We start from the raw sequence: 21,939 nt of genomic DNA, 5'->3' as shown, positions 1-21,939 counted from the left end.
TCGCAAGCAGGTGACGAATTGCGTCAGGGGGAGACCACGGTCCCGCCCTGCACGATGTGCCGGAACTTCTCCGGCTCGGCGAGGACGCCGATGTCCTCCAGCGGATCCCGGTCCACGACCAGCAGATCCGCGTGCGCGCCGGGGGCAAGCGTGCCGATCTCGCCGGTCAGGTTCAGCAGATCCGCCGCGGTCGACGTCGCGGAGCGGATCACCTCCAGCGTGGACTGGACTTCGGCGCGCAGCCGGAACTCGTGATTCTGGTGCCGGTGCATCCCGCCGAGCAGATCGCTGCCGTACACCAGTTTCACCCCGCCCCTGGCCGCCCGCTCGAGTGCGGCCATACCCGCGCCGAGGACCTCGTCGACCTTGCGCCAGCTGGATTCCGGCAGCCCGTGCTCGCGTCCTTCCTCCTTCAACGCCCAGTACGTGACCAGAGTCGGCACGAGGTACGCGTCGTGCCGGAGGAACAGTTCGACGCTGAGGTCGTCGATCAGGTTGCCGTGCTCGATCGACCGCACACCCAGTTCCAGCGCGCGATTCACCGCGCGGGCGGTGTAGGCGTGCGCGGCGACGTACCGGTTGGCCGCCTCCGCCTCCTCGACGATCGCGCGCAGTTCCTCGGCGGAGTACTGCGTCGAGTCGATCCGGTCGGTGGGGGAGGCGACGCCGCCGGAGGCCATCACCTTGATGTGGTGGGCCCCCTTGCGCAGTTCGTCGCGCGCGGCCGCGCGGACCGCGTCGACCCCGTCGGCGACCCGGCCGAGGCCGGCGCAGCACGGGTGGTCGTCGCTGGCGTTGGCGCCTCGGGTCCGGCTGTCGCCGTGCCCGCCGGTCTGGCTCAGCGCGCGTCCGCAGAACAGCAGGCGCGGACCGCGGAACAGGCCCTCGGCCTGCGCGTCGGCGAGGCCGTAGTCGGCGCCGGAGGCGTCACGGACGGTGGTGAAGCCCCGGTCCAGCATCCGGCTCATCGTGCGGGCGCTGTGCGCGGCCACATAGGACGGCGACGAGGCGGGCAGCGACCCCAGGTCCGCGGTCGAGGCGGTGACGTGCACGTGGGCGTCGACGAGACCGGGCAACACGAACGCGCCGCGCAGGTCCTCGGTCCGCGCGTCACCGGCGGTGAGACCCGTGCCGATCTCGGCGATCCGGCCGTCGGCGCACCGGAGGTCGCCCTCGGTGTACTCGCCCTTGACCGGGTCGAGCAGGCGGGCGTTGCGCAGCAGCAGCGAGCCGGTCATCGGGTCTCCTCCAGGAGTTCGCGCAGGGCCGGGGCCGCCAGCGGGGCCAGCGCGCGGGCCATCGTGACGGAATCCTCGTCGTAGCTGCCTTCGGCGTCGAGGATGTTGAGGACGCCGAGGGTGCGGCCGTCGGCCACCACCGGCACGTTGATCACCGCGCCGCAGCCGAGCCGGTCGATGAGTTCGTGGTCGGCGAAGATCTCCCGCACCGCCGCGCTGTCCGGACCGAAGTAGGGCTCCTGACCGGTGATGCATCGCTCCAGCCAGCCCGCGGCCACCTCGACGGTCTTCTCGCCACCCACCGGGTACTCGTCCGGATGACTGCTGTGCACACGCCGCAGCGCCCGCCGTTCGGGCACCCAGGCCAGCACGGTGAACAGCCGTACGCCGATCGAGGCCCGGGTCTTGTCCTCCACAGTGGACAGTGACACCGTCACTTCGTCATCTCCTTCGCGGTTTTCACGGGCGCGCCGTGTTCGGTCAGTTCTTCCAGGGAACGGCCGGCGGTGGACAGGCCGAACACGACCACGACCACCACCCCGGCCACCAGGACGGCGGTGGTGAGGCCGAAGACGCCCGCGAAGCCGAGGCTCGCCGCGGACAGGCCGATGATCGTCGGGGCCAGGATGCTGCCGACCCGGCCGAACGCGCTGGACAGCCCGGTGCCGCTGGCGCGGATCCAGGTCGGGAACACCTCGGGGGTGTAGGAGTACACGCCGGCGTAGGTGCCGTTGAGGAAGAACGACAGCACCGCCCCGGCCAGGGTGATCGACCAAGGCGCGTCCATCTGGCTCAGCCAGAAGGCGCTCACCGCCGAACCCGCGAGGTACAACGCGATGGTGTGCTTGCGGTCGAGCCGTTCCGACAGCCACGCGGCGGAGAAGTACCCGGGGATCTGCGCCAGGTAGATGATGATGGAGAACTCGAAGCTCTTGGTCACCGTGATGCCCCGCTCGACGAGCAGCGTGGGGATCCAGGAGAAGAAGCCGTAGTAGGAGAACGTGATCACGAACCACACGGTCCAGATCACCGCGGTGCGGCGGGCCATCGCCGGGCTCCACAGGAACTTCAGCGCGCTGAGGAGATTGACCTTGGGGGTTTCCGTCGCGGGCTGGGCTTCGGTCTCCGGGACGGCCGGAAGTTCTTGTCCCGTCGCCTTTTCGACGTCCCGCTCCAGTTTCGCGACGATCTTCTCCGCCTCGGCGTGCCGCCCGTTCGCGAGGAGGAACCTCGGTGATTCCGGCAGGGACCGGCGCCACCACAGCAGCATGACGATCGGCAGCGCGGTGATCAGCTGCGCGACCCGCCAGCCCTCCGGCACCGTCGGGACGACGAACCGGCCGATCAGCGCGGCCATGACGAACCCGAACGAGAAGAACCCGGCGAGCGCGCCGACGAACCAGCCGCGCCGCTTGGCGGGGACGAATTCCGACAGGAACGGCGCGATGATCGCGCTTTCGGCGCCCGCGCCCGCCCCGGCCAGCACCCGGGCGCCCAGGAAGACCTCGTAGTTGGGGGAGAAGGCGGCGAACACCGAGAACACCGCGTAGAAGGCCAGCGCGTACATCATGACCTTCTTGCGGCCGATGCGGTCGCCCAGCAGCCCGGCGGCGATCGCGCCGAAGAGGAAGCCGAATGGTGTCGCCGAACCGATCAGCCCGAGCTGTCCGTTGTCGAGGCCCCACTCGGCTTTCGCGCTCGGCAGAAGGAAGGCGACCACGGCGGAGTCCATGCCGTCGAAGGTGTAACCGAGCCCGCCGATGAGCAGGAGTAGGTAGTGGGGACGGCTCAACGGGAGCCGGTCGAGTCGTGCCAGAAGCGTCATGGGGAACGCCTTCCGTGGTTCGGGCGACTAGGGGAGACGAGAGTGCGGACAACGTATACTGCGTTTCGACAAAACTGCAATGGTTGTTGCAAGTGGTTCGACGGGCACGATGCGTTACCGTGACGCGGTCGAGGGAGGGCGTGCGTGACAGAGACGGGAACCGACGACGGTTTCGAGGCGTGGCTTCGGGATCGGACGCCGGAACGCGGCCTGCGGCCGAAGGCGGCCGCCGTGCTGGAAGTGCTGGTCTCGCAACCGCGCCGGGCGTCGTTCGGGTCGACGGCCGAGCTCGCCCAGCTCGCCGGGGTCAACGTCGCCACCGTCACCCGCACGGCGCAGGCGCTGGGTTTCGCCGGCTGGCCGGCGCTGCAACAGGAATTGCGGGCGCGGTACATGTCGTCGCTGAGCGCGCCACAGGTCGCCGAGGAACACCGGGACGTCGACTCGCCGGGATCGGCGTCGCTGCGCCGCGACCTCGACAGCCTCGCCCTGCTCAACCGGCGGTTCGCCGAGGACGAGATCCGCAACGTCGCGCAGGCCGTCGCCGCCGCACGCCGCACGGTCGTCATCGCCGACGGCAGTTACGCCGCGGTCGGGATCGCCTTCGCGCACAACGCCCGCCTCGCCGGCTACGACGTCCACGCCATCACCGCGGGCGACGCCGAACTCGCCAACGCCACGGCGAAACTCTCCTCCGAAGACGTCCTCATCGCGATCAGCTTCTGGCGGCTCTACGAGAGCACCGTGCTCGCCGCGAACGAGGCCAAGGCCAGGGGAGCGCGCGCCTTCGCGATCACCGACGCGGCCAGCCCCGCGCTGGCGGGTGCCGTCGAACAGGTTCTGATGGTGCCTGCCGAGGGCGTGACCTTCTTCCCGTCGCTGACCGCCGGGATGAGCCTGGTGCAGGCCATCGTCGCGCAGCTGGCCGCCGTCGATCCCGTCCGCACCGGGGAATCCATCGAGGCGGCCGAGGCCATGTGGTCGCGGTTCGACCTGCTGCACCGCCGTCCCGGATCGGCCGATCGGACAGTGCCGAAAAGGCCGACCGGTCGAGGCGCACCCGCCGGATGACCGATCCGCCGGCCCCTGCCGGCAGGCGATCCTGGTTCCAGGCCGCCGGAACAGGCGGTACGGGGATCGAGGAGGCCGAAATGACGATCATCGCGACCATGGGCGCTTACGCCGGGCTCGCTCTTCTGGCACTGATGGCGGCGGCCCCGCTGCTGGTCGAACTCGACCAGCGCTTCCCGGTCACCCGCCGGGCGAAGGCGGCCGAACGGGAACGCCGCGTGCCCGCCGGACTCGCTTCGGCGTGACGCAGAGCACAGATTCGCCCGTCGACTACCTCACGTGAGTGATTCGCACTCGGCCAATTCGTGACTTTGCGTCGCGCTATGGAACGCTGAGTGACGTGACCGTGGATTTCCGCACCAACGCCCAACCCGCCGATGCCTTCGGGGAGTTCCGGAGGAACGTCGACGAACTGACCCAGGCGTTCACCGACGCCTGCCGCCAGGGGCGCACACCGGGCGACGCCACTCTCGACCTGTTGCAGCGGGTGCACCGCGAAGACCGCAACTGGGTCGTCGTCCACCTGACGTTCGCCATCGCCGCGCTCGCGCATCAGCGAGCCCTCGCCGTCACCCGCCCAGGTGGCGTGACGGGTGCGCCGGAGCGTGCGTTGTTAGCTTCCGCGAGTGACTGATCCGACCATCTCCGCGGTCATCGCGGTGTTCGCGGGTTTCGTGCTCGCGGGCCTCCTGGCCGTCCCGTACATCGCCGCGAGCTATCGGCGCCGCGGCGAACTCGGGCTCTGGCGGGTCCTGCTGGTGTTCGGGTTCCTGGTCTACGCCATGTCCCTGTGGACGTACACCTTGCTCCCCATCCCGGAAACGACGACGGCGTGGTGCGCCGAACACGCGGCCGGTCATCTGCAACTGCGCCCGTTCCAGTTCGTCGCCGACATCCGCCGCGAACAGACCGGGACGGGCATCCGGGCGTTCCTGCGCAATCCCGCCGTGCAGCAGGCGGTGTTCAACGTCGCCTTGTTCGTGCCGCTGGGGATGTTCGTGCGACACCTGTTCCGACGCGGTTTCCCGGCCACCGTCGCCATCGGGTTCGCGGTCTCGCTGTTCATCGAATGCACCCAGCTCACCGGGGTCTGGTACCTGTTCGAATGCCCGTACCGGCTCGCCGACGTCGACGATCTGCTGACCAACACCCTCGGCGCCGCCGTCGGCTTCGGGCTGGCCCCGTTGCTGCGGCTGTTGCCGGGGAACGAGCCGTCCGCGCCCCCTGGCACGCCGCGGCCGGTCACCGCGCGCCGCCGTCTGCTCGGGATGGCGGTCGACGTCGTGTCGGTCATCCTGCTCGGCACCACCGTCGGGATCGTGACGACCCTGCTGGTGGGCGAGCCGGACACGGTGGTCACGGCACTGATCGGCACCCTGCTGCCCGCGGTGCTCCTGCTGTTCGTCATCCCCGTCGCGGGCAACGGCGCCAGCTTCGGCCAGCGGGTCGTGTTGCTGCGCCCCGCCGGGCCGGACGGCGGGAAGCCCGCCCGGTGGCGGATGGCGGTGCGATTCCTCGCCGGTTCCGGCGGCTACTTCACGCTGCTCACCCTGGCTTCGGCGGTCAACAACGGATTCGAGCCGCTCGCGAACTTGCTGTTCTTCGTCAGCGGCATTCTCGCGATCCGGCCTCAAGGGCACCAAGGACTATCGGGACTGATCGCCGGCCTGCGGATGGCCGACGTGCGCGCTCAAGGAGTCGCAAGTGGTTCTCGTGAAGAACATGGCGAAGGTGTCGTGGGGTCGGCTCCGTGAGGGCCTCCTTCACTACCCTGAATGTAGGGAAGGAGGCCCTCACTACCCGCCGATGGTTCCCCGACGGGGCCCACCCGATCGGGTCGACCCTGCCGTTCCCGCGAGTCATTGCGCCTGGCAGGACGCGCGGGCCGGAACACTCGCCCGGTGGACGTGGAGTCGATGGACGAGGTGGCCGACTGCCTGCTCTCGGTGGCTTGGAACATCTTCCCGCTGATGGGGAAACCTCCCGCGAGGCCGGGGAACCGGCCGGAGGAGATCCGGACCCTTCTCGTCGACGCCTGCCACGAAGCCGGGATGCGTGCCCGTGAATGGGCGGCGGCGCACGGGGCGGGAACCGAGGACGACCGGCGGCCTTTCCTGCGGCTCGCGGAAGTCGGGACGGACGCGAATCTGTTCCTGGGCATGGTTTCCGGCACGCTGGTCGCCGATCACGAGCGGGTCCGCCGCCGCTGGGCCGAGATCGAGGCGCTCGTCCTAGAGGCGGTTGAACTCGCCGAACAGGTCAAAGGGGCGGCCGGTGAGCCGGCCGCCCCTTCCCTCGGCTGATCAGTCCTTTTCGAGCGTCAGGTCGTAGCGGTTGAGCACCTCCTTGACGGGCTGGAAGAACGTGGTGCCGCCCACGTCGCAGTTCCCGGAACCGCCCGAGGTCATGCCCTGCGCCTGCACCAGTTTCGTGCCGGAACCCGAGGAGGGACGGCTGACGAACGAGCCGCCGGAGTCGCCGGGTTCGGCGCAGGCGTTGGTCTGGGTGAGACCTCGCACGATGTTCCCGTTGCCGTAGTTCACCGTCTGGTCCAGCGCTTCGACCCGTCCGCAGTGCCAGTGGGTGGTGATCCCGGACCGGCAGACCCGGCCGCCGACGCCGACCACGTCGGCACCCTCGATCCGCACGTCGGATCCGTCTTCGTAGCGGTCGACCCGGGGCGGCGTCGAGACGTCGGAGTGGGTCACCTTGACCGTCCCGTAGTCGTTGCCGGGGAAGGACGACCGCTCGACCCTGCCGATCGTGCCGCCGACGCCGCGTACGGTGCCACCGAGTTCGGTGCAGTGGCCCGCTGTGATCACGTAATGATCATCGTCGTCGTAGGCGTTGAACCCGACCGAGCAGGCACCGCCGCTGAAGTAGAGACCCTGCCCGCCGATCACGCTCCACAACGGCCGGGGCGCGCTCTTCACCTGGTCCACCCGCACCGGGACGCCGGCGGACGCGGCCCATGCCCGGCCGGCGGGATCGCCGCCCACCACGCTGACCACGACCTCGTTCGTGGGCGCGTCGACGTACCAGCCGGCGACCGAATCGGGCACGCCATGGGTTCTGCCGTCCAATGTGGACTGGATCTTCTTCAGTTCGGCGGCGCTGTGCCGGAGTACCTTCGGGATCGCGCCCGCGGCGCGGATCCGCGCCGACCGGCTCGCGTCGGTGGTACCGACGACCAGCTCGCCGGTCGTGGTGTCCAGCCAGGAGCCGGCGAAGACGGCACCGAGCGAGGTGCCGAGTTTCTGTTGCGCGGCGGCCAATGCGGCCGGGCCCGCCGCTTCGCTCAGCACCGAGGTCGCCGCCGAAGCCGGGGACGCGAACGCGGTGACGGCTGCCGCGGCGCCGATCAGGACGGTCATGGTGCGCAGAGGACGTCGGATCACGAAAACCTCCATGGGATCGCGGAATTCGGTGCGTGGTGGTGTGGATGGGAATCGAACATTACGACAAGGCCGAGTCGTCGAATGCCGCCATTTGAGTAACGCTCACAATTCCCCTTTCCGGCGCAAAGGAACGCGCCATTGCCGGGTAGCGCTCACTCTTGTGAGTGGATCATGCGCGATTTACCGTCCCCGATGTGCTGGCCGAATCGCGACAATCCGCGACGGGACGCGGCATTCGGGAAAGCGTGTCTTCGGCGTTCGTCACCTGATTGTGCGCGGCCGAACCCGTTTGCCCGTATCGGTGACGAACGGATCTCGGCCGGCTCCGCGCCGTTCCGGCCGCGTTGCGCCGAACGTGCGACTTCTGTAACGCGGCGCGCGCACCCGCTGACTGATCTCTCGGTGAGCTGAGGCAGACGGAGGCCATGGATGAAGATCGATCTGTTCAACGAGATCCAGAACCCGCGGCCGTGGCCGGAGGGACACGAAGGGCTCAGGTTCTCCCAGGCGATCGAGCAGGCCGTCCTCGCCGACGAACTGGGCTACGACTGCTGGTGGCAGGTCGAACACCACGGGGCGGGGGAGTTCAGCCTTTCGTCCGCGCCCGAGCTGATGCTGGCTGCGCTTTCGCAGCGCACCACCCGGATCCGGCTCGGCCATTCCGCGGTACTCGCGCCCGGCCGGTTCAACCATCCGATCCGCGTCGCCGAACGCGCCGCGACACTCGACCATCTCAGCGGGGGCCGGGTCGAACTCGGGCTGACCAGGTCGACGATTCCCGAATGGCGATTGTTCGGCATCGAACCGGACGAGGCCCGCGCCCAGACGCGGCAGGCTTTCGAAATGATCCCGCGCATGTGGACTTCCGAACGCTTTTCCTGCGAAAACGACGCTTATCGCGTCGACGACGTGTCGATTTCGCCGAAACCGCTCCAGAAACCGCATCCGCCGCTCTGGCAGGCGGCGGCGAGTCCGGCGTCCTTCGAAGAGGCGGGCCGCCGTGGCGTCGGTGTCCTCGGCACGACGATGTGGGAGTCGCTGGAGCGCGCGGGACGGCTGATCAAGCTCTACCGCGACGCGGCCGAGCGCTGCACCGACCCGGTCGGGGCTTTCGTCAACGACCAGGTCGGGTTCTTCACCTTCGTCCACTGCGCCGACACCGACGAGGAGGCGATGCGCAACGGCGCCGCCGCGGCCGCGGCCTGGTACACGGTGACGGCGCTGAACTTCTTCGAGGCGGCGAGCGAATTCGTGCGCCTGAACGCCCGGCAGGAGGAGATCGTCGCCGCGCCCGACGGCGGCGGGCTCACCGGCGACTTCCTGCGCGGCGAGGCGAAGAACGCCCCGACCGAGGCGAATCTCCTGATCGCCCGGATCCTGCAAGGCGAAAACGTGCCGGACGACGAGATCTTCACCGTGCTGAGCGCGCAGGACTCGCTGATCGTGGGCAGCCCCGAGACCTGCCGCAAGAAACTGCGGGCCTACGCGGAACTGGGCATCGACCGGATGATGTGCCTGCAGCAGATCGGCGGTATCCCGCACGAAAAGGTGCTGAAGAGCATCCGCCTGATCGGTGAGCTGATCCCGGAGCTACGTCGAATGCGGTAGGCGGGGAAGCCGCTCCGGGCCCGACGCGCGGCTGATCCCCGGTCATCAGACTCGCGGATATGACCGAAAAAGTGGTGCGGCCCGCGATGTGGGCCACTATCGGCGGCCAGGCCGTCGCCGCACTGGGCACGATCCTGCAATGGATCGCGGCCCCCGAATTCGTGAAGGTCGTCCCGGCGGGACTCGGCTACATCGCCGGGGCGCTGGTCATCCTGTGGCTGGACCGCCGGGCGTTCTGGTCGCCACTGGCCGCGATCGCATTGACAGTGTGGATATTCCTGGGCACCGGCGAAATGCTCGGCCGTCTGCTCTCCTCGCCGAACACACTGCTGGCGGCGGGAAACTGGGTGATGGTCGCCGGACTGGCGATTTCGGCGCTGGCGGGCGTGATCACGTTGGTGATCAACCGGGTGACGGCGACCGAACGGCAGATTCCGCCGCTGAGTCCCCGGAATCCGCACCGTCCGCTCGTGATCACCGCCGTGGCCGCACTGGCGGCCGTGGAGATCGGGCTCGGCGCCACACAGGACTTCGATCTGAGCCGCCCGGGTCCTTCGTTGTTCCTGGCGCTGCCGATACTGGTCGCGGTCGTGCCCGGCCGTTCGATGATCCTGCTCAGTGCGGTGATGTCCACGGTTTTCCTGGAGGCCTCCTTCAGTTACGCCGGACTCGGTGGCAGGCTGAGCGCACCGGCCGACGGCTCGGCGTTCGCCCTCGACGTGCTCCAACTGGCGGGAATGACGGTCATGGTCGTCGTGGGCGCGGTTGCCGTTGGCCGGGGAAAGCGAATCGAGACCATTTCGCGGTGAAAGGACAACTGCCCGTGCCGAAGTTCAAGGATGTTTACGCTGTCTTGCCGGTCTCGGAGCATTCCGCCGCGGTCGCGTGGTACGAGCGGTGGATCGGGCGGCGGCCCGACACCGAGCCCATGGAAGGCGTCGCGGAATGGCTGATCGCCGGAAACGCGGGGATCCAGGTCGCCCACTCGCCGGAGGCCGCGGGTAAGAGCGCCGTGGTCATCGTCGTCGAGGACATCGACGACACCGTTGGCTCCCTCGGCGCCCGGGGCGTGGAGTGCGGCGCGATCCAGGACTACGACTTCATCAAGCTGACGGAGGTCGCCGATCCGGCGGGGAACAAGGTCACGTTCGTCTGGGAGAACCCGAACTACCGGCCGTCGACGGCGGATGATTGATCTCCGGAGCACCGGGTAATCGTCTCCTGCCGGCCCCCACCAGCCGGATGAGCCGGCCTTCTCGCGATCCGCGTTTCGCCCCGGGCACGGGTGGAACCCTCCGCGTGGCGGAGTGAACCTCATTGCCGCGTCGAGCAGCCGGCGCCGCAGTGCCGACGAGGACGAGCACGAGGTGGCGATCGGCATGGAACCGCAATTCGACGACGTGATCCTGAAGGGGCTGCACCGGTATGTGAGCCTGGTGATCGAGGCGCTGGGGTTACACGGGGACGCCTGTTGCGTGCAGCTCGAACCGATCGCGAGCGCGTACATCGCACTCGAGCGAAGACTGCCGAGCAGACCGGACCGCGACGTCGCGTTGCTCTGGGACGAACGACACGGATGGGCCTTGGCCGTGGAGACCAGCAGCGGCGAAGACCTGATCGTCGTCGGCTATGAGGGTCTCGAACTGCTGCCGCCACCAAGGGTGGTCGCCACGTTCGCGGAGAGCGTGTACTCGGATGAGGCCACGGCGCTGCTCGAGCCACCGCCGCTCGGGGCGGCCGAGGCGGAGGACGGGCTCGCCCTCCGTCTGGCCGCGTACGCGGGCCTCTCACCGCACGCACGATGACCGGGCCGACCAGGCACGACACCGGCTGAATCCGGCGGGTTCGGGCCGGGCTATCCGAAGGCCATGGCACAGCGTGTGTTTCGTGATCGACGGGATGCCGGCCGTGGTCTGGTACCGCGCGAGTATCCGGGCATGCCCGAGCTGACCACGGCGACCTGGCTGAGCAATGTGATCGCGGGCGCCGTGGTGGTGGCCGCCGGAATCGCGCTGACCCTGGCGGGACGGCGGGCCGCGCACGCTCCTGAGATCCCCCTCTCGCGGCGCCGCCATTTAGGTGTTACCTTGGGTAACAGTGAACCTCGGTAACGTCTAGTCAGGGAGGTCCGTATGACGAGCACCGATGTGCCCCGCACCGCGGAAGCGGCCGGTGCCGGCCGCCACGAGACCGCGCGGCGGCTCCTCGATTCCTCCGCGATGCTGTCCTACGACCCGGCTACCGAGGTGGACTGGGAAACGCCGCTGGACAAGGATTTCCACGGTGCCAGCCCGGAGTGGAGCACCCTCTACGGCACGGCTTACTGGGCGGAGATGACCCCGGAACAGCAGAAGGAGCTCACGCGGCAGGAGGCCGCCTCGGTCGCGAGCACCGGTATCTGGTTCGAGATGATCCTGCAGCAGATGGTGCTGCGCGATTTCTACGCCAAGGACCCGACCGATCCGGCGTTCCAGTGGGCGCTGACCGAGATCGCGGACGAATGCCGGCATTCGATCATGTTCGCCCGCGGGGCGGAGAAGCTCGGCGCGCCCCCGTACCGTCCGCGCAGGCTCGCCGTCGAACTCGGCCGCGTCTTCAAGGCGACGGCCCGCGGCGAAGCGGCGTACGCGGCGATCCTCGTCGCCGAAGAAGTCCTCGACGTGATGCAGCGCGACTGGATGCGCGACGAGCGGGTGGTCCCGTTCGTGCGGACCATCAACAACATCCACGTCGTCGAAGAGTCGCGGCATATGAAGTTCGCCCGTGAGGAGACGCGGGAACAGCTGGAGGGCGCGGGGTTCCTGCGCCGCCGGATCAACGCGCTGGTCATCGCGATCGCGTCGTACTTCATCGTCAGCAGCATGATCAACCGCGACGTCTACAAGAACGCGGGACTCGACGCCGAACGCGCGCTGCGCGAGGCGAAGTCCAATGAGCACCACAAGTCGATGATGCGGTCCAGCTGTGCCGGGCTGATGGAGTTCCTCGGCTCGTGCGGCCTGCTCACCCGGCCCGCACTGGTGTTCTACAAGCGGGCGAACCTGATCTGACATGGCCTTCGCGATCACCCAGACCTGTTGCAACGACGCCACTTGCGTGTCGGTCTGCCCGGTCAACTGCATCCACCCGACCCCGGACGAGCCCGACTTCGGCACCACGGAGATGCTCTACGTCGATCCGGCCTCGTGTATCGACTGCGGAGCCTGCGCGGACGCCTGCCCGGTGGACGCGATCTTCCCCGCCGATCTGCTGACCGGTTCGCTGCAGGTCTACGCGGGGCTCAACGCGGACTACTACGCCGGCCGCGAGACCGTGCCCGCGGCCGACCCCGCGCCGAACTTCCACCACTGGAGTCCTCCGACGTTCGACCGGGCCATCCCGAGCGACTTCGCGCCGCCGGACGTCGCGGTCGTCGGCACCGGCCCGGCCGGCATGTACGCCGTCGAAGATCTGCTCCTGCACACGAACGCGCGGGTCACCCTGATCGACCGCTTGCCGGTCGCGGGCGGGCTCGTCCGCTTCGGCGTCGCCCCGGACCATCCCGCCACGAAACGGATCGGCGAAACCTTCTCGCGGTTCCACGAGCACCCGCGGTTGCGGATGCGCCTTGGCACCGAGGTCGGCCGCGACGTCACCGTCGACGAGCTGGCCGAGCGCCACGACGCGGTGGTCTACGCCGTCGGCGCCTCGTCCGCACGTCGTCTCGGCCTCGACGGTGAGGATCTGCCGGGCAGCATCGCCGCGACCACCGTCGTCGGCTGGTACAACGGCCACCCGGACATACCCGCGAACGCCGTGGACCTCTCCGCGGAACGGGTCGTGCTGGTCGGCACCGGCAACGTCGCCTTGGACGTCGCCAGGATCCTCACCGCCGATCCCGCCGGGCTGACCGGCACCACGATCGCCCCGCACGCGCTGGAACGGTTGCGTACGAGCAAGGTCCGTGAGGTCGTCCTGCTCGCGCGGCGCGGGCCGGAGGAGGCCGCCTATACCTCCCCGGAGCTGCTCGCGCTGGCACAGCGGACCGGCGTGCCGCTCGTCGTCGACGACGCGGACCCGCGCACCACGGCCGCGATCGACGCGGGCACCGGCAAAGCGTCGCTGCTGCGCGAACTCGGCCACGAGACCGTCGACTGGACCGCGCCGCCGGTCGCGGACTCACGCCGGATCGTCCTGCGCTTCCACTCCGCTCCCACCGGGATCGTCGGCGATACGCAGGTGCGCGGTCTCCGGGTCACCGGTCCGGACGGCCCGGTCGAGATCGCCGCGGGACAGGTCGTCCGCGCGGTCGGCTACCGCGGGACACCGGTGCCAGGCCTGCCGTTCGACGAGGCCCGCGGCACGATTCCGAACACCGCGGGCCGCGTCGACAGCCGTAGCGGTGCCTACGTGGTCGGCTGGATCAAACGCGGCCCCTCGGGCGGGATCGGCGCGAACCGCACTTGCGCCAGGGAAACCGTCGCGACCCTGCTGGAGGACATCACGTCCGGACGGCTCCCGGTGCGGGCCCGACGGTCACCGATCGCCGCACTGGCCGCCCGCTTCCGCGGCCGGTGAAATCGCTTGGTGGCGCCGGTCCGTCCCCCTATCGTCTCGACGGTGAAGATCTGGACGGAGCGGCCCGCCGAGACCGACGTCGAGGCGGTCGTACGCCACTATTTCGGCCTCGTGCGGGCGGGAAAGATGCCTGTGGCCGAGAAGCTCGTCGACCATACTTCGGCCCGGCACGTACTCAAGGCGCTCTGGTCCGGTTCCGCCGGAGTGAGTACCGATGGCGACCCCGTGCCCGATGAGTGGGCGCGCGACATGTCGTGGCTCGACGAACTCGGTCTCGGGAGTTTCGCCTGGGGCGAGACCGGTAGCCATCTCTCTGTCGAAATCACTTATCGCGAGCAGGTGATCGACGTGGCGTTGGGCTTTTGGGTCAAACCCGTCGACACCGGCTGGGTGGTCTCGGGGCCGTCCACCCTCTGGTAGGAGACGAAAGAGCAGCGCGAACTCAAGCGTAGTTGTTGACGCTGACCGGCCGGGTGCCGGTCGACGGGGTCCAGCCCTGGATGGTGGCGGGGATGCCCACACGGCTGCCGCAGTCGATCACCTGGAAGTGCAGATGCGGTGCGGTGGACGCCCCGGTGCTGCCCGACCAGCCGACGACCCGGCCCTGCGGCACCCAGGTGCCCGCGTTGTAGAGGGCCCGGTTCAGATGCGCGTAGTGCGTGCAGGTGCCGTTGGAGTGCCGGATGAGCACCTCGATGCCGTTCTGCCAGTACGGCGACCAATTCGAGAAGATGATCTCGCCGCCCTGCGCGGCGGACACCTCGTAGTCGGCCGGGAGACCGAAGTCCCAGGCGTATTCGTTGTAAGGACCGACGTGGGAGTACGTGCCCTCCGGTCCCTGCGTGACCTGATAGGCCTCGCCGGCCGGGTACGGCAGTTCGTAGTAGTAGTCCGCGGCCGACGCCGTGCCCGCGCCGGTGACCGAGATGCCGGCCGCCACCAGCACGGCACTCACCATCGCGCCGATCCTGCGGGGTAACGCCTTTTCGGGTGCGCTCATCGTGCCCTCGCTTTCCGGGTGAACCAGTCCCTGCCATGTGCGGGGACGTCCCGACTAAAACAGGCGGTTCGTCACGGGAACAAGGGTTCGTTCGGGGCTTGCGCGAGGTCGTCGAAGGCCGTATCCGAAAGGCTCGACAGTCCATTGTGGAGCGTCTCGGTCAGGCGCCGGACCCGGCGAGGTCCGCCGGGTCCGGCGTTGCCAGGTCAGCCCTTGAAGTATCCCTTGAACAGGATCTCACTGATCTTGGTGGTGGTTTCCTGGCCGGTTTCGTAGCCGTTCTGGATGACCTTGGTGTTGTTCATGAGCGAGAGGGTGTATCGCTCGTGCGGGCCGACGAAGCCGACCGAGTTCATGATCCAGGAGCCGTCGTCGTTGTCGTCGGACCAGCCGTTCTTGTTGCCGGGGCGCGCGGCGGGGCCGGCGCCCCAGACACCCCACTGCTGGTTGACGTCGACAGTGCGCATTTCGCGGACGATGTAGTCCCGGTGCTGTCGGGGCAGTTTGGTCAGGACGTGGTCGACCAGTCGGTCCAGGTCGTTGGCGGTGGTCAAGATCCAGCCCCAGTGGTGCGGGTGCTGGTCGGTGAACCGCATGTCGGTCATCCCGTACGACGGGAAGCGCTTGGCGAACTCGGCCTCACCGCCGTACCGGGTCCACAGCGTGTGAGCGGCGGCGTCGTCGCTGGAGTTGAGCATCCGGTGGATCAGGTCCCGGTCTTCGGCGGTCAGCCGGACGGCCCCGGAATCGTTGCGCAGCAACAGATCAACGACCATCGCCAGCTTCGGGGTGGAGCAGGCCCAGATGAGGGTCCCGGCGGCCCGGCTCCGGTAGACCGCGCCGGTCCACCGGTCCCGGAGGACGATCCCGGTGTCACCGGGCCTGCTGTCGGCGTACGCCTGGGCTCGTGCGATGCGCGACTGGAGCTCCCTGTCGAAGCGGGTCGTCGCGCCGGCGGGTGAGGCGGGTGCCAACGCGAGTACCGCCAGTATCGCGGTCAGCATGACGAAAAGTCTCTTCATGTGCTCCCCAGGTTCCGATATCGGTTCTTCCTGAGCTTGAAGGCGTTCGCCGGTACCGGAGGTTGCCGCAACCCGCCGAATAGTGACGCCGGTCACTCCTGAATGAGAGGTCGTCCATTATGGACGGTAGGTAGGGCGGGCACCACCACGCGGCGTCCGGCAGCCACCACGGCGGATCAGCGGGCTGACCCGATTGTCCAGGACGCGACGGACCGCGAGGCTGGACCCGATCGACCCGAATTCGTCGAACGAAGGAAAAGTATGTCGAGAGTGGATTCCGTGCGCCGCCATCTGATTCGTGCCGCCAGCGTCGTGTTGGCAGGAGCTTTCTGCGCGATCGCCCTGCCCGGCAGTGCCGATGCCGTGGTGAACGGGAAGAACTCCACCGAGCGTTACGAGTTCATGGCCTCGATCCCGGAGATCGTGCCCGAGCTGAACAACGCCAAAGGCGTGTGCGGAGCCGTGCTGGTCCACCCGCGATGGGTGGTGACCGCGGCGCATTGTGTCGACCCGGAGAACAACCCGGCCCGGCCGGAGGGGACGGTGCGCATCGGCAGCGGGCAGCGGACCTCCGGCGGCACCGTGCGCACGATCGACCGCATGGTGCGCCACCCCGGGTACCAGCCGGGTGAGCCGAACAAGAACGACATCGCGCTGGTGCGCCTGGACCGCCCGGTCTCCGAACAGCCCATCCGCATCGCCGACCGCCCCGGCCGGCCCGGCACGCCGACCCGCTTGATGGGCTTCGGCACCACGGTCGACACCGGCGACATCACCAAGGCGGTGTTCCCCGAACGGCTCCAGCAGCTCGACACCCGCCGCGGAGCGGTGTCGGAATGCTCGCCCGGCTACGCGGATGCGACCCGGCTCTGCACGATCAGCCGCAAGCGCGGCGCGATGGCGTGCATGGGCGACTCCGGCGGGCCGCAGATCCAGCGCGGGAAAGGCGGCCGGTGGGAGCTGATCGGCGTCACCTCCGGCCCCGGTGACAACGACGTGCCCTGTGCCAACGGGCCCGGCCTGTACACCAGCGTGCCCGCCTACGCCGACTGGATCCACCGCACCATCCGCTGATACCGCCTCGACACGGTCGGCGTGACTGGCTCTTTCGGGGCCGGCCGAAGCCGCGGTGTCAGCAGGCCCTGACGATGACCGAGCGCGCCTTTTCGCCGAGGTAAATCGTGGTGGAGGCCGTTTTGCCGCAGTTGTTGGAGATGTATTGGGTCGGAAGGCAAACGTGTCGTGTTCCCGGGCGGGGCTTCGGACCTGGTTAGCCTGTCGGGTTCGACGGCGGCAGCGACTCGTGAGTGAGCCCTCGACACGCCTTGCGTGTTTTCGAGAGGGGTCGTGAGTGGCGATTCGGGTTAGAACCCGAATCGTGTCTTGGGTACCTACGGCGGGCGGCGGGTCGGTGAGGGACTCCTTGCCTGCCCTGAGGGTAGGGAAGGGGCCCCTCACTACATGCAGGGCTGAGCTCAGCCCTGCCTGAAGCGACCTTCACGCCTTCCTCAGTACATGAAGGACCCCTTCCTTGCGCCTAGGTACAGGAAGGGGTCCTTCATGTACCTCAACCTGGCATCACGCAAGAAGCGCCGCAGGTCACGTAGTAGGTACCTATAGCCGCTAATCAGACATTTTGCTATCAGGGGCGTTCTTTGTGGATGGTAAAAGAGTGGCTGGGCTCCGTCAGCCAGTCCGGACCCGCGCCGAAGACCGAGATGGCCAGACCCGCGGTGGCCAGAACGCGCCGGGCGGTCGTCGCCGGACGAACGAACCACACCCCGCGCCCGGTCGGTAGCTTTGAGGGCATGCGAGCGTTCAGTCAGGTCGATGTGTTCACCGACGAGTTCCTGTCCGGAAATCCGGTCGCGGTGGTTCACGACGCCGACGACCTCACCACCGGGCAGATGGCGGCGTTCGCTCGCTGGACGAACCTGAGTGAGACCACGTTCCTGCTGTCGCCGACCGATCCGGCCGCCGACTACCGGCTGCGGATCTTCACCACGAGCCGCGAGTTGCCCTTCGCGGGCCACCCGACGCTCGGGTCCGCTCGTGCGTGGCTGGAGTGCGGCGGCACGCCGAAGACGGCAGGTCGCCTGGTGCAGGAGTGCGGCGCCGGTCTGGTCGCGGTGCGGCGCGACGGGGACCGGCTCGCCTTCGCCGCTCCGCCGTTGCGCCGAAGTGGTCCCGTACCGCCGTCGACGGTGGACGTTCTGGCCGCGGCGTTGCGGGTCGAACCGGGCGACATCCTGGCCGCGCGGTGGGCGGAGAACGGGCCGGCGTGGGTCGCGGTGCGACTCGCCTCCGCCGAGGCGGTACTGGCACTCGAGCCCGACCCGGCCGCGTTCGGTGAATACCCGGACGTCGGCGTGTTCGGCCCGCATCCGCCGGGCGGCGAGGCCGACTTCGAGGTGCGGGCGTTCGTCGATGAAGACGGCACGTTCGTGGAGGACCCGGTGACCGGCAGCCTGAACGCCGCGATCGCGCAGTGGCTCATTCCGGCCGCCGTGGCCCCGGCCGCCTATGTCGCCGCTCAGGGCACGAAGCTGCACCGCCGCGGGCGGGTGCACATCGAGCGATCCGACGGCGAGATCTGGGTCGGTGGCGACACGGTCGTGGGTATCACCGGCCACGTCGCACTCTGAATTCAGAAAAGGAGAGCGATGACGGACATCGACGAATTGCCGCCGTACCGTGCGGTGCTGGTCGTGGACACCAAGGAATTCGGCGGTCATTCCGATCGAGGGCAGGCGGTGCTCGCGGACGCCATTCCCGACGTGCTGGCGCTCGCCTTCGAACGCGCGGGGCTCGGCCACGTCTGGCGTGAGGCGTTGTTCCCGCATGACACCGGCGACGGTTTCGGGATCGGTTTCGCGACGCGTCACCTGCCCGCCGTGGTGATGCGGTTCTTCGACGCGCTCCAGGAGGCGCTGGCGGAACGGGATGCCCGGTGGCCCGCCGGCGACCGGCGAGTCCGGCTGCGGATGCGGGCGAGCCTGAACGTCGGCCCGGTCGGGGATCCCGGCTCCGCGGCCGTGGTCGGGAGCACGGTGATCACGACGCATCGGCTGCTCGACGCGCCCGAGGTGCGCGACCTGCTGGCGCGATCCGATCCCGGGCAGACGTTCTTGGCGGTGGCGTTGTCGCAGCGGGTCTTCGAGGACGTGCTGGAGACGGAATACGCGAGGCTCCCTTCGTCTTTGCTGGTGGCCCGGCGGGTCCAGGTCAAGGAGTACTCGGGCATGGTCCACCTCTACGTGCCCAGGCCGAGCGGTGACTTGCTGACACACGGGTTCGGTGCCGAGGCGGAACCCGCGCCGGTCACTCCGGACGCTCCGCGACCGGCGGGCACGACGAACATCATCACCGGCGGCGACTTCGGCACGGCGATCCAGGTGGGGCATTTGCACGGAAATCTTCGGCACGAGCCGGATCGCTGAGGACCGCGGTCACGGTCAGCACGTTCGGGTGGCAGGAAAGGCTCCTCAATAGGAGACGCTCGCTCACTGGATGTGGAGAACGTCGTGACCACATCCACCGGACCGGCAGGTGCCTTTCACCCGAAGGGGCACAGTCGTCCGAAAGCTCGCGTCGATGGCTCGCGCGGCTCGTCTATACGACATGACCCCACCGGAAGACCCACTGCTCAAGTGGAAACGTATCGTGTGCGCCATCGGGCAGTACCTCCCCGACATGTACGCCGCTTGTTTCATGATAGTGAAGAACGTCCATGATGCCTGGGACGCGACCCAATCGGCTGTCGAGAAGGTCCTGAAGAAAGCACCCGGCAAGGACGTCAAAGACGTGCGTGCCTGGCTGTGCATGGTCGCGATCAATTCGGCACGGGACCTCCTGCGAAAGCGGCAGGCGTCCGGTGGCGACATGTGGAGGGAAATCGAGGACAGCGCGGATCCGCGCGCAGACTTCCTCCGGACCACCCGGTTGCGGCTGGACATGCTGAAGTTCCTCGACCGGGTCTGGAGATTCCTGGACAAGACCCTCCACGAAGACGTCGTCCTGCATCTGGAAGTGGCGCTCAAGCTCTCCACGGAAGCCGAGCTGGCCGAACAGCTCGGCGTGCGGCTGAACGAGGTGAGGAACCGGCGACGGCGAGGCGCGAAAGCGCTCCGCGACGCGGCCACGGTGACAGTGCTCGTCACCGATCCCGGAGAGGGACCGAACCGCTGTGTGATCCCGCGCTGCCTTGCCGAGCGCAAAGAAGACTCGCCGGAGCTGCTTCGCGAAGTCCGGACTCATATCGGCGCGTGCAAGCGGTGCGGTCGCCGCCGCGACGACCGCACGGCCCTGATGAGAATCATTTTGGCCGTTCCCGGGCTGGCCATGGCCGGAGATCTGCTCAATCGGTTCCTGCCGACGGTCAAGTACAAGGTCGCCGCGGCCACCGCCGCGGCGGTCGTGATCTCGATACCGCTCCTCCCACACCCCGATGCGGGGGAAGCTTTGCCCGCAGGTCCGATCAGCGGGCCGGCCTCGACTCCGGTCGAGGTGCCGGTCCCGCTGCCCCCGCCGCCCCCGCGGCCTGGACCGATCGACCAGCCGAGCGCGCCGTCAGCGGTCACCGGCGACCCGGCCTCGGCGACGCGGACGAACGTCCCGCCGGCGGCCGCCGTACCTCCGGCCGCCGACGGGAACGGCGTGCAGGACACGGGCCTGTCCGTGACCGATTCCTGGGTTCAGCATCGTCGGATCGCCGCCGCCGACAGTGGTACCTGCGGCAGCGAGCCGACTTCCTCGACCGTTCGTGTGACGGTCTCGCCCGGCGCCAAGTCGGCGTTGATCCTCGTGACCGTCCCAGGGAGCACGTTCTCGTTGCCGATGGAGGGCACCGCCGAGGGAACCCGGTGGACCGGGCAAGTCGGACCCATTTACAACGAGGACGCCCGGGCGAGTCTCGGCATCGCGGTCGAAATCGTCGGCAGCGGCGGCGCGCGAATGGTGAAGGACCTGGGGAAAATCGATGTCTTCCCGTGCTGAACCAGTGCTGTCACCGAGCATGACGGATACGGGCAGGGTGATCGCGGCAGGCGACCGCGTGGCCGACTTCTGGATGAGCCTGCCCGGCGTGAAGCGGATTCTTGTCGTGGTGCCGCACGTCCAGGCAGGCGAACGGCTGCTGGACATCTTGCCCGCACTGGAAAGTGACATGCGGGTCCAGGTGATGCTGTCGACTCCGGAGACCGGATACCGATGGGCGGGAATCGGCGAGTACGTCCGTCGGCTCGACGGCCTGGTCATCCCGTGGCGGCAGGCCGTGAACACACGGTTCGACCTGGTGCTGGCGGCCTGCGACTGGGGCCTGGCCGAACTCGACGGGCCGGTCGTCCTGATGCCACACGGGGTGGGCAGCCTCGGGTCCAGGATCGGGTACGACGGCGACGTCTGGCGGCACGGTCTGCACCGCGATCACCTCATGCGCGGTGACGACGTGATCCCGGCCGCCCTGGCGCTCGCGACCGACGAGGAAAAGCTCGTGCTGGCCGAAACCTGTCCCGAGGCGCTGCCCGGGGCGATCGTCGCAGGCGACCCGTCGTTCGACCGGATGCTGGCAGGCCGTCCGTACCGCGACGCGTACCGGCACGCGCTCGGCGCGGCCCCGGGACAGCGGATCGTCGTCGTCTCGTCGACCTGGTCGAAACACTCGCTGTTCGGTACCGACCCGACGATTTTCGCCCGGCTGGTCGAGGAACTGCCGCAGCCGGAACATCTGGTGGTGGCGGTGCTGCATCCGTTCGTTTGGCATGCCTACAGCCGTCGGCAGGTCCTCGCGTGGCTGTCCGGTCCGCGGGAGCGCGGGCTCGTCGTCCTGCCGCCGGAGGAGGGCTGGCGGGCCGCACTCGCGGCCGCCGACCTCGCCGTCGGGGACCTCGGCTCGGTGCTCCAGTACGCCGCGGGCCTTGGTGTGCCGACCCTGATGAGCACCGGCTCCCTCGACGGCGTGCGGCCGGGCAGCCCGGCCGACCTGGTTTCGCGGATCGCGGCGCCGTTGTGTCTCGATCGGCCGCTGGCGCCGCAGGTGCACCGGGCGAAGCCGCCCACCGACGTCGAGCGCGCGGAGGTGGTGCGGACCATCACGGGACGCCCGGGGCAGGCACTGACCATCCTGCGCGAGACCTGCTATGCGTTGCTGGGCCTGGACCAGCCGGCACATCGGGTGCCGGTGTCGCCCGCGCTGCTGCCGGAGCCGATCGAGTGAACCGGC

The 21,939-nt window shown here is 68.7% G+C and carries 24 protein-coding genes; 18 read left to right on the top strand and 6 right to left on the bottom strand.

Going from position 1 to position 21,939, the window contains the following annotated elements; genetic code table 11:
• Positions 1-23: 23 nt before the first annotated feature.
• The 3 genes from ACLJO0_RS18645 to ACLJO0_RS18635 are packed head-to-tail and all read right to left on the bottom strand — an operon-like array spanning position 24 to position 3,063.
• Entirely contained in the window at positions 24-1,238 is a 1,215-nt protein-coding gene (locus ACLJO0_RS18645) for an amidohydrolase family protein (protein ID WP_410579739.1), read from the bottom strand.
• Complete coding sequence (locus tag ACLJO0_RS18640) at positions 1,235-1,675, bottom strand: GAF domain-containing protein (RefSeq protein WP_410579738.1); 441 nt, start codon at positions 1,673-1,675, stop codon at positions 1,235-1,237. Before ACLJO0_RS18640 ends, ACLJO0_RS18645 begins: the two co-directional genes overlap by 4 nt.
• Positions 1,672-3,063: an MFS transporter gene (locus tag ACLJO0_RS18635; RefSeq protein ID WP_125794320.1), complete on the bottom strand. Its 1,392-nt coding sequence runs from the start codon at positions 3,061-3,063 to the stop codon at positions 1,672-1,674. Before ACLJO0_RS18635 ends, ACLJO0_RS18640 begins: the two co-directional genes overlap by 4 nt.
• Before the next feature lie 144 nt (positions 3,064-3,207).
• Here ACLJO0_RS18635 and ACLJO0_RS18630 point away from each other — a divergent pair, with 144 nt between their 5' ends.
• From ACLJO0_RS18630 to ACLJO0_RS18610, 5 genes are all read left to right on the top strand, one after another.
• Complete coding sequence (locus ACLJO0_RS18630) at positions 3,208-4,134, top strand: MurR/RpiR family transcriptional regulator (RefSeq protein WP_125794319.1); 927 nt, start codon at positions 3,208-3,210, stop codon at positions 4,132-4,134.
• A gap of 80 nt (positions 4,135-4,214) precedes the next feature.
• Positions 4,215-4,379, top strand: coding sequence for a hypothetical protein (locus tag ACLJO0_RS18625; protein WP_410579737.1), 165 nt, complete (start codon positions 4,215-4,217; stop codon positions 4,377-4,379).
• A gap of 95 nt (positions 4,380-4,474) precedes the next feature.
• Positions 4,475-4,768, top strand: coding sequence for a hypothetical protein (locus ACLJO0_RS18620; protein WP_410579736.1), 294 nt, complete (start codon positions 4,475-4,477; stop codon positions 4,766-4,768).
• Positions 4,761-5,888 (top strand): VanZ family protein, encoded by a 1,128-nt coding sequence (locus ACLJO0_RS18615; protein ID WP_410579735.1) that lies wholly within the window; start codon positions 4,761-4,763, stop codon positions 5,886-5,888. Before ACLJO0_RS18620 ends, ACLJO0_RS18615 begins: the two co-directional genes overlap by 8 nt.
• 147 nt (positions 5,889-6,035) lie before the next feature.
• Entirely contained in the window at positions 6,036-6,437 is a 402-nt protein-coding gene (locus ACLJO0_RS18610) for a hypothetical protein (RefSeq protein WP_410579734.1), read from the top strand.
• Here the strand turns inward: ACLJO0_RS18610 and ACLJO0_RS18605 are convergent, their stop codons facing one another.
• Entirely contained in the window at positions 6,438-7,532 is a 1,095-nt protein-coding gene (locus ACLJO0_RS18605; protein WP_410579733.1) for a S1 family peptidase, read from the bottom strand.
• A gap of 429 nt (positions 7,533-7,961) precedes the next feature.
• Here ACLJO0_RS18605 and ACLJO0_RS18600 point away from each other — a divergent pair, with 429 nt between their 5' ends.
• From ACLJO0_RS18600 to ACLJO0_RS18565, 8 genes are all read left to right on the top strand, one after another.
• The gene (locus ACLJO0_RS18600; protein WP_410579732.1) at positions 7,962-9,140 is read left to right on the top strand and encodes an LLM class flavin-dependent oxidoreductase; all 1,179 of its coding nucleotides are present in this window, start codon (positions 7,962-7,964) and stop codon (positions 9,138-9,140) included.
• Between the two features lie 59 nt (positions 9,141-9,199).
• Positions 9,200-9,949, top strand: a complete 750-nt coding sequence (locus ACLJO0_RS18595) for a hypothetical protein (protein ID WP_410579731.1) — start codon at positions 9,200-9,202, stop codon at positions 9,947-9,949.
• Positions 9,950-9,963: 14 nt separating this feature from the next.
• Entirely contained in the window at positions 9,964-10,335 is a 372-nt protein-coding gene (locus ACLJO0_RS18590) for a VOC family protein (protein WP_410579730.1), read from the top strand.
• Positions 10,336-10,447: 112 nt separating this feature from the next.
• Positions 10,448-10,945, top strand: coding sequence for a DUF6292 family protein (locus ACLJO0_RS18585; RefSeq protein WP_410579729.1), 498 nt, complete (start codon positions 10,448-10,450; stop codon positions 10,943-10,945).
• A gap of 132 nt (positions 10,946-11,077) precedes the next feature.
• Complete coding sequence (locus ACLJO0_RS18580) at positions 11,078-11,251, top strand: hypothetical protein (RefSeq protein WP_410579728.1); 174 nt, start codon at positions 11,078-11,080, stop codon at positions 11,249-11,251.
• A 21-nt stretch (positions 11,252-11,272) separates the two neighbouring features.
• Entirely contained in the window at positions 11,273-12,190 is a 918-nt protein-coding gene (locus ACLJO0_RS18575; RefSeq protein WP_410579727.1) for an AurF N-oxygenase family protein, read from the top strand.
• A 1-nt stretch (position 12,191) separates the two neighbouring features.
• Positions 12,192-13,697 carry an FAD-dependent oxidoreductase gene (locus ACLJO0_RS18570; RefSeq protein WP_410579726.1) on the top strand — a complete coding sequence of 502 codons (1,506 nt, stop codon included), beginning with the start codon at positions 12,192-12,194 and terminating at the stop codon, positions 13,695-13,697.
• A 42-nt stretch (positions 13,698-13,739) separates the two neighbouring features.
• Entirely contained in the window at positions 13,740-14,117 is a 378-nt protein-coding gene (locus tag ACLJO0_RS18565) for a hypothetical protein (protein WP_410579725.1), read from the top strand.
• Between the two features lie 22 nt (positions 14,118-14,139).
• Here the strand turns inward: ACLJO0_RS18565 and ACLJO0_RS18560 are convergent, their stop codons facing one another.
• Positions 14,140-14,697 carry a M23 family metallopeptidase gene (locus ACLJO0_RS18560; protein WP_410579724.1) on the bottom strand — a complete coding sequence of 186 codons (558 nt, stop codon included), beginning with the start codon at positions 14,695-14,697 and terminating at the stop codon, positions 14,140-14,142.
• Positions 14,698-14,903: 206 nt separating this feature from the next.
• Entirely contained in the window at positions 14,904-15,719 is an 816-nt protein-coding gene (locus tag ACLJO0_RS18555; RefSeq protein ID WP_410579723.1) for a serine hydrolase, read from the bottom strand.
• A 261-nt stretch (positions 15,720-15,980) separates the two neighbouring features.
• Here ACLJO0_RS18555 and ACLJO0_RS18550 point away from each other — a divergent pair, with 261 nt between their 5' ends.
• From ACLJO0_RS18550 to ACLJO0_RS18530, 5 genes are all read left to right on the top strand, one after another.
• Positions 15,981-16,793: a S1 family peptidase gene (locus ACLJO0_RS18550; protein WP_410579722.1), complete on the top strand. Its 813-nt coding sequence runs from the start codon at positions 15,981-15,983 to the stop codon at positions 16,791-16,793.
• A 734-nt stretch (positions 16,794-17,527) separates the two neighbouring features.
• The gene (locus ACLJO0_RS18545) at positions 17,528-18,364 is read left to right on the top strand and encodes a PhzF family phenazine biosynthesis protein (RefSeq protein ID WP_410579721.1); all 837 of its coding nucleotides are present in this window, start codon (positions 17,528-17,530) and stop codon (positions 18,362-18,364) included.
• An 18-nt stretch (positions 18,365-18,382) separates the two neighbouring features.
• Positions 18,383-19,159, top strand: a complete 777-nt coding sequence (locus ACLJO0_RS18540) for a hypothetical protein (RefSeq protein WP_410579720.1) — start codon at positions 18,383-18,385, stop codon at positions 19,157-19,159.
• Between the two features lie 181 nt (positions 19,160-19,340).
• Positions 19,341-20,714: an RNA polymerase sigma factor gene (locus ACLJO0_RS18535; protein ID WP_410579719.1), complete on the top strand. Its 1,374-nt coding sequence runs from the start codon at positions 19,341-19,343 to the stop codon at positions 20,712-20,714.
• A gap of 19 nt (positions 20,715-20,733) precedes the next feature.
• Entirely contained in the window at positions 20,734-21,933 is a 1,200-nt protein-coding gene (locus ACLJO0_RS18530) for a hypothetical protein (protein WP_410579718.1), read from the top strand.
• Positions 21,934-21,939 lie beyond the last annotated feature (6 nt).

It is taken from the genome of Amycolatopsis sp. lyj-108 (assembly GCF_046549005.1).
Lineage (GTDB): Bacteria > Actinomycetota > Actinomycetes > Mycobacteriales > Pseudonocardiaceae > Amycolatopsis.
The sequence above is the reverse complement of the archived record's forward strand: the minus strand, read 5'-3'. Positions and strand labels throughout refer to the sequence as shown.